Source organism: Chitinophaga oryziterrae (genome assembly GCF_009758125.1).
Taxonomy (GTDB): Bacteria; Bacteroidota; Bacteroidia; order Chitinophagales; family Chitinophagaceae; genus Chitinophaga; species Chitinophaga oryziterrae.
On sequence record NZ_WRXO01000004.1, the window covers coordinates 142,113 to 157,446 of the forward strand.

A 15,334-nucleotide genomic window follows, 5' to 3' on the forward strand; every position below is an offset into this window, starting at 1 on the left:
ATTCGAACCCGCATTCCTGTTTCCAGGCAGTATGGCTGTAAATACGCTTCCCTAATTTCATCTTCCGGATTTCGGTGCACTGTAAATTCTGATCATTGCCGGGAAAACCAACAACGATATGTTCCACACACTCCACGGCCAGTAATTTTTCCGCAGGCTTTATCCCTTTAAGCTACAGGGCCGGTAACAATACAAAGATGAGTGGCATGTGCGCAGTCTTTTTACGTAGTGCAATTAATAAATAGGTAGGTATAGGACAGTTCCTCCCTTCCCTTTAATTATTTTTGAAGGATACCCGCTCTTTGAGGTATGATATTCCACAGTCAAATGAACCAATTCCACAATTATGCAAGCTATTTTAGGTGTTATTTTTCATTTCATCGGAGGATTTGCTTCCGGTAGTTTTTATATCCCGTTTAAAAAGGTTAAGAATTGGGCATGGGAGAGTTACTGGATAGTAGGCGGCTTGTTTTCGTGGCTGATAGTGCCTTTCCTCGCCGCTCTCATCACCGTACCGGACTTTATGGGCATCATCCGTGATACAGACAGCACTACTTTATTCTGGACTTACTTCATGGGCGTTTTATGGGGCATCGGCGGACTTACATTCGGTCTGGCTATGCGTTACCTGGGTATGTCCCTGGGGATGTCCGTGGCACTGGGCTATACTTCTGCCTTTGGATCACTGATCCCACCTATTTACCGCGACTTATTCGTTTCAGACAATCCACATACTTTTTCTGCCATGCTGCATAGCACCAGCGGCCAGATGGTACTGACCGGAGTAGTAGTATGTTTAATCGGGATCGCTATCTGCGGCGCCGCCGGCGTATTGAAAGAAAGAGAACTGTCCGATGACCAGAAGAAAGAAAGTATTAAAGAGTTCAACCTGAAGAAAGGACTGATCGTAGCGACCATATCCGGTATCCTCAGCGCCTGTTTCAACTTTGGGATAGAAGCGGGGAAACCTATGGCGGCCGTGGCGATAGAACATGGCGCCAACCCCTTGTTCCAGAATAATGTGATCTTTGTAGTATTGCTATGGGGAGGCCTGACAACGAATCTCTTCTGGTGTCTTTTACTGAATGCCCGTAACAAAACATTCGGCGATTATACAAATAAGAAAACACCGCTGGCAAATAATTTCCTCTTTGCCGCACTGGCCGGTACCACCTGGTTTTTCCAGTTCTTCTTCTATGGTATGGGAGAAAGTAAACTAGGCAATGGCGCCAGCTCCTGGATACTGCATATGGCATTCATCATCCTGATATCAAGCCTGTGGGGTATTACCCTGCACGAATGGAGAGGGGTGAGTAAAAAGACGTTCAGCACTATCCTCGCAGGAGTGATCACCATCATGATCTCCGTACTGCTGGTAGGATACGGGAATTCATTAAACTAAAATATTAAACCTGATATATGTCTGCAACAATTAATTTCAAGCACGTAAGCTATCTCTGGGATGAGCAGAAAGCTGCAGCACTGGCTGGCGATGAGGTAGCCCTGCTGATTTACCGTTCTAACCTGCTGGGGGCTGATCTCCGGCTTACTAACTACGGTGGCGGTAATACTTCCTGCAAAGTGGAGTCTACAGACCCGCTTACAGGGAAACAAACAGAAGTAATGTGGGTGAAAGGCTCCGGTGGCGACCTGGGTACGCTGAAACGCAGCGGACTGGCGGCACTGTACGTAGAACGTCTCCACAGCCTGGAAAATATTTACAAGGGTATTGAACATGAGGATGAAATGGTAGAACTCTTTAACCATTGCATTTTTGACCTCAGCTCTAAAGCTCCTTCTATTGATACGCCCCTGCATGGCTTCCTGCCATTCAAACATATTGATCACCTTCATCCTGATGCTGCGATAGCCATTGCTGCTGCTAAAGATGGAGAACGCATCACGAAAGAACTCTTTGGCGGTACCATCGGATGGGTGCCCTGGCAACGCCCTGGTTTTGACCTGGGATTACAACTGCGCCAGTGCCTGAATGATAACCCTGGTATCAGAGGTATCATGCTCGGCTCTCATGGTCTGTTCACCTGGGGAGATACGGCTTACGAAAGTTATATCAACACCCTGGAAGTAATAGAACGTTGTGCTGCTTACCTGGAAGAAAATTATGGTAAGAAAGGCCCTGCTTTTGGTGGGTTACGCATTACTTCCCCTGCGGCTGAAGTACGTAAGAAACAGGCGGCTTTGTTAGCGCCGGTGTTACGTGGATTATGTTCCGGTCATACCCGTATGGTAGGACATTTTACCGATGATGCCCGTGTACTGGAGTTTATCAATTCCAAAGACCTGGATAGATTGGCGCCATTGGGTACGAGTTGCCCTGATCACTTTTTAAGGACTAAAATCAGTCCGCTGGTATTACCGCTGGAGCCTGGCGCTTCCCTGGAAGATGCGGAGGCATTAAAGGCAACATTAGCCCCGTTGTTCGCTGCTTACCGGCAGATGTACACGGATTATTATAATACCTGCCGTCATCCGAATAGTCCGGCTTTACGCGATCCTAATCCGGTGGTTATCTTATATCCTGGTATAGGTATGTTTACTTTCTCAAAAGATAAACAGACCGCAAGAGTAGCGGCGGAGTTCTATACCAATGCGATTAATGTGATGAAAGGAGCAGAGGCGATCTCTGAATACACGGCTTTACCAAGACAGGAAGCTTTTGACATCGAATACTGGCTGCTGGAAGAAGCGAAATTACAGCGTATGCCTAAGCCTAAAGCCTTATCAGGTCGTATTGCCCTGGTTACCGGTAGTGCAGGTGGTATTGGTAAAGCTATTGCCAAAAAGTTTGCAGATGAAGGCGCCTGTGTCATTATCAATGATAATGATGCGGGTCGTTTAGAAGCTGCAAAAGCGGAATTCGGTAAACAATATTCTACGGATACTTTTGCTACTGCTATCCTGGATGTAACGCGCAGTGCGGATATCCATGAAGCATTTAATGTGGCTGCGCTGGCTTTTGGCGGGGTTGATATGGTAGTGAATTGTGCGGGACTGTCTATTTCCAAACCGCTGGAAGCGCATACAGAAAAGGATTGGGACCTGTTATACGATGTACTGGTGAAAGGTCAGTTCCTGGTAACACAGGCTGGTGTGAATATCATGCGTAAGCAGGATATGGGTGGTGATGTGCTGAACATCGTAAGTAAGAATGCGCTGGTGAGCGGACCTAATAACGCTGGTTATGGTTCTGCGAAAGCAGCACAGCTGCACCTGAGCCGCCTCAATGCGGCCGAGCTGGGCGCTTATGGTATCCGTGTGAACGTGGTGAATCCTGATGCGGTGATTGCGGATAGTAAGATATGGGAAGGAGATTGGGCCGCTGGCCGTGCGAAAGCATATGGTATTGATGTGTCTGAACTACCTGCGTTTTATGCGAAACGTACATTGCTGAACCAGGTGATATTACCGGAAGATATTGCGAATGCATGTTTTGCTGTTACCGGCGGACTGCTGGGTAAATCTACAGGGAACGTAGTGAATGTAGATGGTGGTGTGGCAGCCGCTTTTGTAAGATAAATTTTTAAGGGACTGATCTGATCGGGGTCAGTCCCGCTTTAATTTTGTATTTTTCATTGAACCCACAAAGTTTCCGTTATGAATATAGAGAAATTTCAGATAGCTGAATTCAATCAGAGTCTTCAGCAGTCTCACGAAAGGAACTTCCATCACATCGCTGAAAATATTAACGGTCTGCCGGAGATATTGCAGAAACTGCAGGACTTCCAGGTAGCTATTCCCAGTTGGGCTTTAGGTACCGGTGGTACCCGTTTCGGACGTTTTTCCGGTGGTGGTGAACCCCGTAATATCGAAGAGAAGATCACGGACGTAGGGTTACTGCATGCTTTAAACAGAAGCAGTGGTTCTATCTCTCTCCATATCCCCTGGGATATTCCTGAAAACGCGGCTGCTATTAAAGCATTAGCTGCGCAACACGATATACGTTTTGATGCGGTCAACTCCAATACTTTCCAGGATCAGCCGGGCCAGGCGCATAGCTATAAGTTCGGTTCTCTCCACCATACGGATAAGGCGGTACGAAAACAGGCAATAGAACACAATATTGAAGTGATCCGTTATGGTGTGGAGTTAGGCTCTAATGCTTTAAGCCTGTGGCTGGCAGACGGTTCCTGCTTCCCTGGTCAACTGAATTTCAGAGGTGCTTTCAAACATACGCTGGATAGTTTACAGGAGATTTATGCTGCTTTACCATCGGACTGGAAATTATGGATCGAGTATAAAGCGTATGAACCTAATTTCTATTCCACGACTATCGGAGATTGGGGACAATCCTTATTATTTGCGAATAAACTCGGCCCTAAAGCACAGACATTGGTAGATCTTGGCCATCATCTTCCTAATGCTAATATCGAACAGATCGTATCGTTATTATTGATGGAAGGTAAACTGGCCGGTTTCCATTTTAATGATTCCAAATATGGAGATGATGATTTAACAGTAGGCAGTATCAACCCTTATCAGCTATTCCTCATTTTTAATGAATTGATAGAAGGGATGGATGCACGTAGTATGAATCATGCGACTGATTTAGGCTGGATGATAGATGCTTCTCATAATGTAAAAGATCCTCTGGAAGATTTATTGCAATCCGTAGAAGCTATTATGATCGCTTATGCGCAGGCATTGCTGGTAGATACGAAAGCATTGCAGGCTGCCCAGCAGGATAATGATGCAGTTGCTGCACAGGAGATCTTACAGCATGCATACCGTACAGATGTACGTCCGCTGATTGCACAGGCACGTTTACTTTCCGGTGGTGTACTGGAGCCGGTGTATTTCTACAGGAAATTAAAAGTAAGAGAAGGATTGATTAAAGAAAGAGGATTGAAAACGGTAGCTACGGGACTATGAACTGTATAGCGATATTGGATATAGGTAAGACGAATAAGAAATTATTCCTGATAGATGAGCATTACAGGATCGTATGGGAACGGGGTGAGAGTTTTCCGGAAACAACAGATGAAGATGGAGATGCCTGTGAAGATGTGGCTTTGCTGACCCGTTGGGTAAAGGAGAGCTTAAAAGAATTAACACAGTTACCTGGATTTACCGTAAAAGCACTCAATTTCAGTACCTATGGCGCCAGCCTGGTATACCTGGATTATCAGGGGCAGGTGGCCGCGCCTTTATATAACTACCTGAAGCCCTATCCTGAAACTTTGCAACAACAGTTTCAGGATAGCTACGGCTCTCTTAGCTGGGAAACCGCATCACCGGCATTAGGCAGTCTGAATGCCGGACTACAATTATATCGTCTGAAGTATTTGCAACCTTCCTTATACGCGAAGGTCCAATATGCTTTACATCTTCCCCAATACATCAGTTACCTGGTAACTGGTCGTCCTTTGGCTGATATCACCAGTGTAGGTTGTCATACCATGTTATGGGATTTTACAGCACAGGATTATCATCATTGGGTGAAAAAAGAAGGGCTGACAGATAAACTCCCCCCATTTTTTCCCTGTAATGAAACGATGGAAACAGGTGATTATCAGGTAGGGGCCGGACTGCATGACAGTTCATCTGCCCTGATCCCTTATCTCACCAGTTTCTCAGAACCTTTTGTGCTGATCTCTACCGGAACATGGTGTATTACCCTGAATCCCTTCAATAAACAGCCATTGACAGTTGCGGAACTGGAACAGGATTGCCTCTGTTATCTCACTTATGAAGGGAACCCGGTGAAGGCCGCGAGGATCTTTGCCGGTAACGAGCATGAGCAGCAGGTACGCAGGCTGGCAGAATATTATCAGACACCGGTAAATTACTACCAGCAGGTTGCCTTTGACCCAGCTATATTTGCTCTGTTGCATCCGGTAGATATTTCCCGGTTTGCAGACAGGTCTTTAAATGACTTTGCCAGTTATGAAATCGCCTATCACCGCCTGATGATGGATATCATGGAACAGCAAAAGCATTCTACAGAATTAGTGACTACCGGTACGCCGGTGAAGCGTATTTTTGTAGACGGCGGTTTTGGCAGGAACCCGGTGTATATGCATCTGCTGGCAGCAGCATTCCCACGTATGGAAGTGTATGCAGCTTCGGTTGCACAGGCAACGGCCATAGGGGCGGCACTGGCCATTCACCAGCACTGGAACCCGCAGCCATTACCCGGAGACCTGGTAGAGATGAGGTTGTATACGCATAATAAGACGATATAGATGAAAGTAGGACTCTTCATACCATGCTACATAGATCAGTTTTACCCGCAGGTGGGCATTGCCACATTATCCCTGCTGGAGAAACTGGGTTGTGAGGTAGTATACCCGCAGGGGCAGACCTGCTGCGGGCAGCCCATGGCCAACTCCGGCTTTGAGCATTTGACAACAGGTTGTAATGAGCTGTTCGTTGATCATTTCCAGGATTACGATTATATAGTGGGCCCCTCGGGCAGTTGTGTACTGCATATCAAGGAGCATCTGCATGTGCATGGTCAGGAAGAAGCGGCTACGCATGTGCGTCAGCATATTTATGAGCTGGCGGAGTTTTTAACGGATGTGTTGCATGTAACGAGCCTGCCGGCGAAATTCCCGCATAAGGTGGGGGTACATCAGAGTTGTCACGGGCAACGTGGTCTGGGGCTTGCCCAGATGAGCGAGTTGGTGGCAGCGCCATTCTCCAAGCCTCAGCAGTTATTGCAGATGGTGGAAGGTCTGGAACTCGTGAACCTGAAACGTACGGACGAATGCTGTGGTTTTGGCGGTACTTTCTGTGTGTTTGAAGAAGCGGTGTCCGTAAAGATGGGGAAAGACCGTATCACAGATCATGTGAATAACGGAGCAGAATATATTACCGGAAATGATGTGAGCTGTCTGATGCACCTGGAAGGGATTTTGCGTCGTCAGCAGAGCCCAGTTAAGGTGTTGCATATTGCGGAGATCCTGAATAATAGTTTATGATAGAACATAAAGAACACGCGGAGCTGGCGGAGAAATTTAATGCCGATGAGGCCAGGGTCGACTGGCACGATGAAACCTTGTGGTGGGTACGGCAGAAGAGGGATAAGATGGCCTGGAGTATTCCTGAATGGGAGAACTTACGGGAAGCGGCCTCGCGGATCAAACATAATGTGCTGGGCAACCTGCACGATTACCTGCTTGAATTTGAACGTAACGCACAGCAGAACGGGGCCGTAGTGCACTGGGCTGCGGACGCGGCGGAACATAACCGTATTGTGCTGGGACTGCTGAAGGAACATGGTGTGCAGCGCATGGTGAAGAGCAAGTCTATGCTCACGGAAGAGTGTCATTTGAATCCTTATCTGGCGGAGAATGGCATTGAAGTCATCGATACTGATTTAGGGGAACGTATTGTACAGCTGGCAAAGGAAGCACCAAGTCATATTGTACTGCCTTGTATTCATAAAAAGAAGGAAGAGATAGGGGAGTTGTTCCATGAGCATTTGGGTACGCCTGAAGGCAATGCAGATCCTAAGTTTCTGACAGCAGCAGCGCGTTTGCACTTGCGTAAAGAGTTTATACAGTCGCGTGTGGCGATTACCGGAGTGAACTTCGCGGTAGCGGAGACAGGAGAGATGGTGGTTTGTACGAATGAGGGGAATGCAGATATGGGCGCTCATCTGGCAGATGTACATATTGCCTGCATGGGAGTGGAGAAGATCATTCCGAAGCGCCGTCATTTAGGGGTGTTCCTGAGGTTGCTGGCACGCAGTGCCACCGGTCAGCCTATTACAACGTATAGCAGTCATTTCCGTCAACCGAAGGAAGGCCAGCAGTTGCATATCGTATTGGTGGATAATGGCCGTAGCCGGCAGTTGGGCAGAGAGGACTTCCGGAATTCCCTGAAGTGTATTCGTTGTGGCGCATGTATGAATACCTGTCCGGTTTACAGGCGCAGTGGCGGACACAGTTATCACAATGCGATTGCAGGACCTATAGGGGCCATATTAGCGCCTAACCTGGATATGAAGGAGTATAAGGATTTGCCTTTTGCCTCTACGTTGTGCGGGTCCTGTTCGAATGTTTGTCCGGTGAAAATTGATATTCATCAACAGTTATATAAGTGGCGGCAGGTGATCACACAGGAAGGATATAGCGATACGTCAAAGAAGGCGGGAATGCAGGCGATGAATTTTGTTTTGTCCAAACCGGGCGTATTTAAATTTGCCGGTAGTGCGGGCAGATTAATGATGAGGACATTCCCGGGGATATTGAATATTAAATTAAACCCCTGGGCTAAACAGCGGGAGATGCCGGAAGCTCCGAAGTTATCGTTTGCGGAGTGGTATAAGAAAAACAAAAAGTAATATCTGCAATAAAGATTTTTCTACATAATAAAAAGTAAATTATTTCATCAGGAATTTTTATTTCTCATGCTGACATCCTAATTTAGATAAATGCTGCTGCTTTATAGCAGCGTTTATTCTAAATCCAGCGTAAAATTCCAGTTATTATAGTTTTTAATCACCAAATAACACCATTAACACCAAAGCACAAATCTTTTTATTATTAACATCACATACGGTAGTCAAAGCTATATCCTGTAAAAGTAGCTGTATGACTGTACCCCTTAAAATTCTGTAGTTACTTACCAGGATGTAATTATCCGTTTTTATTTCCCGATACCTGTATCCGGGTCGTAGAATGTATTGCTGCATATGATCCATATGTGAAAGGCGATCGAACATATGAATGAAGTATTTCCTAACAACTAAAATCTGATCTATTATGGATGGAATTATCGGGGAGATCCGCCCCTTTGCTTTTAATTATCCGCCGCAAGGCTGGTTGTGGTGTAACGGTACGCAGTATTCGATTCAACAATATACTGCACTATATTCCATTATAGGAACACACTTCGGTGGGAACGGGACTTCTAGTTTTAATGTCCCTAATCTTTCAGGCACTATCCTCACTGGTGCACAGGCGGGGGTACCGAATCATACAACATGGGCCTCAGGGGGAACTGAAACCATTACGCTGGGGCCGTCGCAGTTGCCTTCACACAATCATGCGGTTAATATTGTAACCAGGAATAAGGCAACACAATCTGCAATAGGAACATCGCAGCCAGGCAATGCGGTTTATCTGACCAATGCATTCAGTGTAACGGCTAATAAGGGAATTATTGCATATGCAGCAGCGGCAGGGAGCCCCGTTACAATGAATGCTGCAGCCATTCTGCCTGCTGGCGGGGGACTGGCACATTCCAACATGGCGCCTTTCCTGGCCATGAATTTTTGTATCTGTTATGATGGTGTGTATCCTGAACGCCCCTGATTTATTATTCACCTTATCTTAATAAAATAATTATATGGATTACTATGTTGGAGAGATCCGTCTTTTTCCGTACAACCGTATCCCGGCAGACTGGTTACCCTGTAATGGGCAACAACTTCAGATAAATCAATATGCTGCACTGAACTCGCTAATAGGATCTTACTATGGAGGAGATGCTAAAACAGTCTTTAATCTTCCTAACCTGAATGGCCGTGCTATCCTTGGTTATACAACTGTTCCCAAAACCACTACTGTTTATACTATGGGCCAGGCTGGTGGAACAGAGACGGTTGTGCTTACTACGAGTCAGATCCCGCCTCATGTTCATTCGCTGACCGCGGATAATACATACGATGCAGGTGGGGCTAATACCCATTACCTTGGCAATCCCAATACACCAACTGTGGCAACACAAACGTCAAAGAATGCAGCAAATGCAAACCTCTATGCGGTGCCCGTTGCTACAGATCCGCTGGTCCCCATGGGACCCTGTATCGGGAATACAGGCGCTTCTGCAGGTCATGAGAACCGGGGTCCTTACCTGGCGATGAACTATTGCATTGCTATCCAGGGGCTGTATCCACCGAGGCCCTAAATAAACAACTACAATTGATTAATCACAAATCTATACGTTATGGATCCATATGTTGGAGAAATCAGGGTTTTTGCAGGCAATTTTGCTCCTGTGGGCTGGGCCTTATGTGATGGCTCATTGTTAAATGTATCAGATAACCAGATTTTATTTGCGGTGTTGGGAACTGTTTACGGAGGTAACGGCACTACTACTTTCGGACTACCGGACCTCCGCTTAAAGGTGCCCGTTGGCACCGGTACTATTTCCACCGCCGGAGGTACAGGTACCTATGCCCTGGCCTCCAAGGGCGGAGCGGCTCAGGTAGCGCTTAACAGCACTACTTTACCTTCACATACGCATGTTTTTCAGGCAGCAAATATTGCCGCTACTACCGGTAGCCCTTCCAATGCCTTGCTGGCAAAAACGAATGGCAATAACAGCACTTTAACGCCTCCTTATCCGGATGTAACACTGTATACGACACTTCCTCTGCCTGACGGGGGAACTACCACTACAAACGGCGCATTGGCAAACGGTACCTGTCAGCCGACAGGAGGGAGTCAGCCACACGACAACCTGATGCCATATATCAGTTTCAATTATATTATAGCAGTGAACGGAATATTCCCTCAACCATCATAATCCATAGCTATACATGCACATTGGTATTATTTCCAATTCGGATGAATGCATCCCATTGGCTTACACACTTGCAAACCAGGGTTTGCAGGTGTGTATTTTCTTTTCTCCTTCTCCGGACAATTATATCTGTGAGAAAGTAACAAAATTGCTGCAGGTTGCCAGGGTCCCTTGTACGATCGAAAAGGACCCAAAAACGGATGTATATAACTGGCTGGTGAAAGAACGTCCACCGGTAATATTCGTACTGGGATATAAATACCTGCTTGATGTTAAAAAGATCGGGATGCTGAACATTCCGGCATTCAATATCCATTATGGGGCATTGCCTTCTTTCAGAGGACCTGTACCTGTATTCTGGCAACTGAAACAGGGGCGGCCATCCCTGGAAGTTTCGATTCATCGCCTGTCTGCAAAATTCGACGATGGTGAAGTTGTCTGGAGAAAGGAAACACCCAACATGCCTTATTATAATTATAGTTATGTGCATCAGCTATTCAGCAGATTGTGTATAGAAGGGGTGCAGTTTATCCTGCGGGTAATGCAGTCCCATCTGCCATTGCCCGGTATACGCGAAAAAGAAAGGACGCCTGCATATCATAAACGTCCGCAACTGGCAGATGTGACGATCAACTGGCAGATGATGAGCGCAGAGGAGATCTGTAATCTTGCCCGGGCGTGTAACCCCTGGAATAAAGGGGCACAAACGTTCTTTAATAAACAGGAAGTAAAATTTATGGATGCTGTAGTGGTGCATACACCTGCTACTGAAGCAGCCGGTACTATACTACAGGATGATGAACGCCTGCTGGTAGCCTGCGCTGATGGGAAAATGATCAATGTAAATATGCTGTATTCAGGTGATTTTTTCGTGCCTTCCTATCATGCAGCAGCATGGGGATTTTTAAAAGGAAAGATATTCGGATAAATGAACGGGTTTGTATCCAAACAAAACAAGCCTGTATCGTACTTATGATACAGGCTGGTTCCCGATACATCGGAAAATCAATCAGCTTAACTCTGAACCAAAGTCGGGGCCTCCGCCACCAAGACCTAATGTTTCATCGTTAACAGACAATACAGTGAAGGCCGGGGTTACCCAGGGTTGCTTAGGTTGTGATTCTGTGGATTCATTTTTCATAATATACTTTTTGGATGAACGGTTGAATTGCGTGTTTTTTATTCGTCAGGGAAAATTATATAATCGTAACAAGTATCTGCTATTTTTTGTTCAGTTTTTCCTCATTAACACAAGAGATTGTATTCAGCTTTTAAAAACGGCTATTACTGAAAACCGGTATGAACTTTTTCCGCCTGTAACAGTAATACCGCCACTTTCCAGCCATGCATGTGCCAGTATTGCGTTTGCTTTTTCCCTCTTTTTATGAACGCCGAAATATACAATAGAGACCGTCTTTCTATTTTTCAACATAATCTTTGCTGCCAGCGCCTGTTCAAAGCAGGCTGTTCTCCATGGAGACCATCTGCTGGCTCTGCTGATGGCAGTCCGGATGTTTTGTTGCAGCGGCTGCGTGCTTTTTATTGACGGTAATGGCAATTGTGTTGTAATATTCTTTCCCAGCACCGGCGTGATCTTCCTGAAAGGAATGAAAATCAGGACCAGTCTTGCCACTGCCAGCAGTGACCATGCTTCAGTAAAAAGCAGCAGGTTACTGATAGATATCTTTTTTCGCATATTAAACTAAAGAAGATATTACTGATAATAATTTTTCTGGTTTGCAATGCATTGGCCTGCTGATATAGTAAATGTCCGCACGCTGTAATAGTTTACTGATGACCTGGAAACTTAATGTCCGCAATGACTGACTATGCAGTAATACCGGTCTGTAGATCTGATTGGATATCGCTTCAAAGGCTTGCGTTCCTGTTAATTTTTTACTTCGTACTTCATTATCTTCTCCAATATCCAGCAACAGTATTTTTTTTACAGGATATTCATTACTGTTAAAATCATCATGAAAGAAGATGCCATATTTATCCATACCGGGCCTCACAGGGAAGGACCTGTCCTGGAAGAAGGGTTGATCTAATGTGAGCAAAGAATCTTCCCATAGTTTGATCATAGGGTAAGAAGCCGTACCGGTTATCACGTTAGTATCCGTACATTGCTGTAAAACAGTAATATCATCACTGAATATGGTATATCCCTGCTTACACAGTCCTGCCAGTGTGGTGGATTTACCTGCACCGGAGCGTCCGCATATCAACACCAGTTCATCTTCATCTAAAATAGCAGATGCGTGTAGAGGTAACAATCCCCGTTGCAGGAGGATGGCAGCTATAGCAGTAGCCAGCACAAACAATCTTATGCTACGCATTTCCAGGTTACCCGTTTCCGGAGCGATAATAATTTCCCTGCCATAAGCAGCGTAATAGGTAGCGATGTCTTTTACGGAAAAGAGGAGTTCCTCTTCATTGATAATGTAAGAAATATCGTTGCCTTGTAATCTTTTTCCATTTATGTTAACGGGCACATCACCGATCTTAACCGTTATGTCAGCAATATCAGCTATTGCAGGAAGCAATTCGGGGAACTCGATCTCTGAAAGGATATGGAGTCCAAAGCCCTGGTAATTATACATGAATAAGCTTAGTATTAGTCTTTCACTCACATAGTAACAATGTTCAGTGCATATTGTTCATTAATGGAATGGTTATATGAATTTTTGGATCGCTGGTAATTGTTTTATAATAATACCTATTTTCGTATCAGTAACCTGTAGTATTAATCCCCGAAGACTTGCTTATAAATTCTATTATGAAGAAAGAATGTAACCTGACTCCTGACACATTTGTTTTACGGAATGAACAAAAATTTCTTATCAGTCTTATTGGAGATGAAGTAGTGATGATGGATATCAATAAAGGTATCTATATTGGTATGAACAGCGTTGGGACCAACATCTGGAATATGCTGGAGCATGCACTTCCTGTAAAGGAAATAGTTTCTTCTCTTACTACTAAGTATGATATTAGTTCCGGACAATGTGAAAAGGAAACGCTTGTATATCTTCAGCAGATGCTGGAGCAGGATATGTTGTCATTAGTTTGATCAAAATGATTGTAATCCTGAAGGACCTGTTTCGTTCCATTTCGCTGTTGTGGCGTGCTGATAAGACTGCTTTCTATATCAATTTTATGCTGCAGGTTGTGCTGGCCATATCACCGGTGGCTTCCCTGTTATGTCTCAGGCTGCTGATTGATGCGATGATGCCGCCCAATATTAATTTTGCCGCTGCCATCACTCCTTTGGCGGTCTGGGGCGGTATTCAGTTGTTGCAGGCAGTTGCCGGCCAGTATGCCGTTTATATTAATACGATGCATCAGCAGCATTTAACAGATTATCTTTCTCAGCAGGTATTAAATAAGGCAGTGAATGTATCTTATGATTATTATGAGAATCCCGTTTATCATGATACGTTACATCTTGCCCAGCAGCAGGTGATCTATAAAACACCTGCTATATTAAGCGGGTTTAACGCTATGTTATTAAACAGTCTCTCTTTGTGTTTCCTGTTTGGTTTCCTGTTTTCGCTCAAGCCGCTGTTTGCTCTTTTATTAATTATATTATCACTACCACTTGCTGTCATTAAATGGTACGCTGGTTTTTCATTGATGCGTCTTGAAAGAAACCTGGCGCCTAAAGAAAGAGAAGCACATTACCTGTATCATATATTAACAAGTGTGGCCCATGCAAAGGAGGTAAGGATTTTTGGTTTCGGCAGGGATTTTCTGGCCAGATTCAGTTCTTTCAGGACATTCATTCACCAGGAAAAAGAGGATCTGTATAAAAAGAATACACTTTACAGTGTGATAGCAGAATTCCTGGAAGTGGCAATTATTACATTTATCCTGGTTTACCTGGCCAGGAATGTATGGGGGAAATTGATAACAGTGGGGGTGTTTGTCATATATCTGCAGGGGTTTCAGCGTCTTCAGGCTACTTCAAGGAATTTTCTGCAGGCGTTGGTTCAGTTATTTCAGCAAAGGATTTTCCTGAGAGATCTCTTCCTGTTCCTGGACCTGCCTCTTCCGGAAATGCCGGCTGCCAGTACTGTTTTTCCCCGGGAGAATAAAGGTTTGTCCATCAATAATGTTTCATTTCATTATCCGCTGACAGAGAAACGGGTATTACATGATATATCATTCAATTGCGCACCGGGAAATATTATTGCGCTGGTAGGGGAGAACGGTTCAGGTAAATCTACTCTTGTAAAATTACTGGCGCGCTTATATGATCTTCAGACAGGGTCCATTGCTGTGGATGGTGTTAATATCTCGGAAATCACTTTACCTGATTTCAGGAATAACAGTACGTTTTTGTTCCAGGACTTTGAAAAATATTTTCTTACGGTAGGAGAGAATATCGCTTTCGAAGCCTTTCATGATCCGGGAAATATGAACGGGATCCGGCAGGCGGCCATACTGGCAGATGCGCATCCGTTTATATCAGGATTGTCTGCCGGTTATAACAGCCGTATGGGTACTTTGTTTCAGGGCAGTGAGCAGTTAAGTGGAGGGCAGTGGCAGAAGCTGGCACTGGCAAGACTTTTTTACAGGAATGGAAGCCTGATGGTACTGGACGAGCCCACCAGCGCGCTGGATGCGACTGCCGAATATGAAGTGTTTCAGCATATAAAGGCCTCTGTGGGTAATAAAATGGTACTGTTGATCACGCACCGGTTGTATAATCTTAAGATAGCGAATCATATCTATTTTATGAAAGATGGGATGATCGCAGAGGAAGGGTCCTTTGATAGCCTGATAGCGGCAAACGGATTATTCCGGAATATGTATGATAAACAAAAACTCTGATCGT

The 15,334-nt window shown here is 45.1% G+C and carries 15 protein-coding genes; 12 read left to right on the forward strand and 3 right to left on the reverse strand.

The genetic code is table 11. The annotated features are described in order from the left end of the window. Nucleotides 1-346 precede the first annotated feature (346 nt). The 10 genes from rhaT (at nucleotide 347) to GO495_RS15585 (ending at nucleotide 11,422) form a co-directional block, all read left to right on the forward strand. Nucleotides 347-1,402 (forward strand): L-rhamnose/proton symporter RhaT, encoded by a 1,056-nt coding sequence (rhaT, locus tag GO495_RS15540; protein ID WP_157300636.1) that lies wholly within the window; start codon nucleotides 347-349, stop codon nucleotides 1,400-1,402. A 17-nt stretch (nucleotides 1,403-1,419) separates the two neighbouring features. Then, entirely contained in the window at nucleotides 1,420-3,537 is a 2,118-nt protein-coding gene (locus GO495_RS15545) for a bifunctional aldolase/short-chain dehydrogenase (protein WP_157300637.1), read from the forward strand. Between the two features lie 78 nt (nucleotides 3,538-3,615). Next, a complete protein-coding gene (locus GO495_RS15550) occupies nucleotides 3,616-4,890 on the forward strand; it encodes a sugar isomerase (RefSeq protein WP_157300638.1) in 1,275 nt (424 codons plus the stop codon). Then, nucleotides 4,887-6,203, forward strand: coding sequence for an FGGY-family carbohydrate kinase (locus GO495_RS15555; RefSeq protein WP_157300639.1), 1,317 nt, complete (start codon nucleotides 4,887-4,889; stop codon nucleotides 6,201-6,203). The genes GO495_RS15550 and GO495_RS15555 overlap by 4 nt, the downstream gene beginning before the upstream one ends. After that, nucleotides 6,204-6,941, forward strand: a complete 738-nt coding sequence (locus tag GO495_RS15560; protein WP_157300640.1) for a (Fe-S)-binding protein — start codon at nucleotides 6,204-6,206, stop codon at nucleotides 6,939-6,941. Beyond that, the gene (locus GO495_RS15565) at nucleotides 6,938-8,308 is read left to right on the forward strand and encodes a lactate utilization protein B (protein WP_157300641.1); all 1,371 of its coding nucleotides are present in this window, start codon (nucleotides 6,938-6,940) and stop codon (nucleotides 8,306-8,308) included. Before GO495_RS15560 ends, GO495_RS15565 begins: the two co-directional genes overlap by 4 nt. Nucleotides 8,309-8,729: 421 nt before the next feature. Beyond that, the gene (locus GO495_RS15570; protein ID WP_157300642.1) at nucleotides 8,730-9,281 is read left to right on the forward strand and encodes a phage tail protein; all 552 of its coding nucleotides are present in this window, start codon (nucleotides 8,730-8,732) and stop codon (nucleotides 9,279-9,281) included. A 34-nt stretch (nucleotides 9,282-9,315) separates the two neighbouring features. Next, complete coding sequence (locus GO495_RS15575) at nucleotides 9,316-9,876, forward strand: phage tail protein (RefSeq protein ID WP_157300643.1); 561 nt, start codon at nucleotides 9,316-9,318, stop codon at nucleotides 9,874-9,876. A 39-nt stretch (nucleotides 9,877-9,915) separates the two neighbouring features. After that, a complete protein-coding gene (locus tag GO495_RS15580) occupies nucleotides 9,916-10,497 on the forward strand; it encodes a phage tail protein (protein WP_157300644.1) in 582 nt (193 codons plus the stop codon). 13 nt (nucleotides 10,498-10,510) lie between these two features. Next, the gene (locus GO495_RS15585) at nucleotides 10,511-11,422 is read left to right on the forward strand and encodes a methionyl-tRNA formyltransferase (RefSeq protein WP_157300645.1); all 912 of its coding nucleotides are present in this window, start codon (nucleotides 10,511-10,513) and stop codon (nucleotides 11,420-11,422) included. A gap of 81 nt (nucleotides 11,423-11,503) precedes the next feature. Here the strand turns inward: GO495_RS15585 and GO495_RS32405 are convergent, their stop codons facing one another. From GO495_RS32405 to GO495_RS15595, 3 genes are all read right to left on the reverse strand, one after another. Then, nucleotides 11,504-11,635, reverse strand: a complete 132-nt coding sequence (locus GO495_RS32405) for a hypothetical protein (RefSeq protein WP_276611823.1) — start codon at nucleotides 11,633-11,635, stop codon at nucleotides 11,504-11,506. A 123-nt stretch (nucleotides 11,636-11,758) separates the two neighbouring features. Then, nucleotides 11,759-12,190, reverse strand: a complete 432-nt coding sequence (locus GO495_RS15590; protein WP_157300646.1) for a lasso peptide biosynthesis B2 protein — start codon at nucleotides 12,188-12,190, stop codon at nucleotides 11,759-11,761. Between the two features lies 1 nt (nucleotide 12,191). Then, nucleotides 12,192-13,127, reverse strand: coding sequence for a serine kinase (locus GO495_RS15595; protein WP_157300647.1), 936 nt, complete (start codon nucleotides 13,125-13,127; stop codon nucleotides 12,192-12,194). A gap of 146 nt (nucleotides 13,128-13,273) precedes the next feature. On the opposite strand from GO495_RS15595, the gene GO495_RS15600 reads away from it, so the two are divergent. After that, nucleotides 13,274-13,567, forward strand: a complete 294-nt coding sequence (locus tag GO495_RS15600; RefSeq protein ID WP_157300648.1) for a PqqD family protein — start codon at nucleotides 13,274-13,276, stop codon at nucleotides 13,565-13,567. A gap of 5 nt (nucleotides 13,568-13,572) precedes the next feature. After that, nucleotides 13,573-15,330, forward strand: coding sequence for an ABC transporter ATP-binding protein (locus tag GO495_RS15605; protein WP_157300649.1), 1,758 nt, complete (start codon nucleotides 13,573-13,575; stop codon nucleotides 15,328-15,330). The last annotated feature ends 4 nt before the right edge of the window (nucleotides 15,331-15,334 follow it).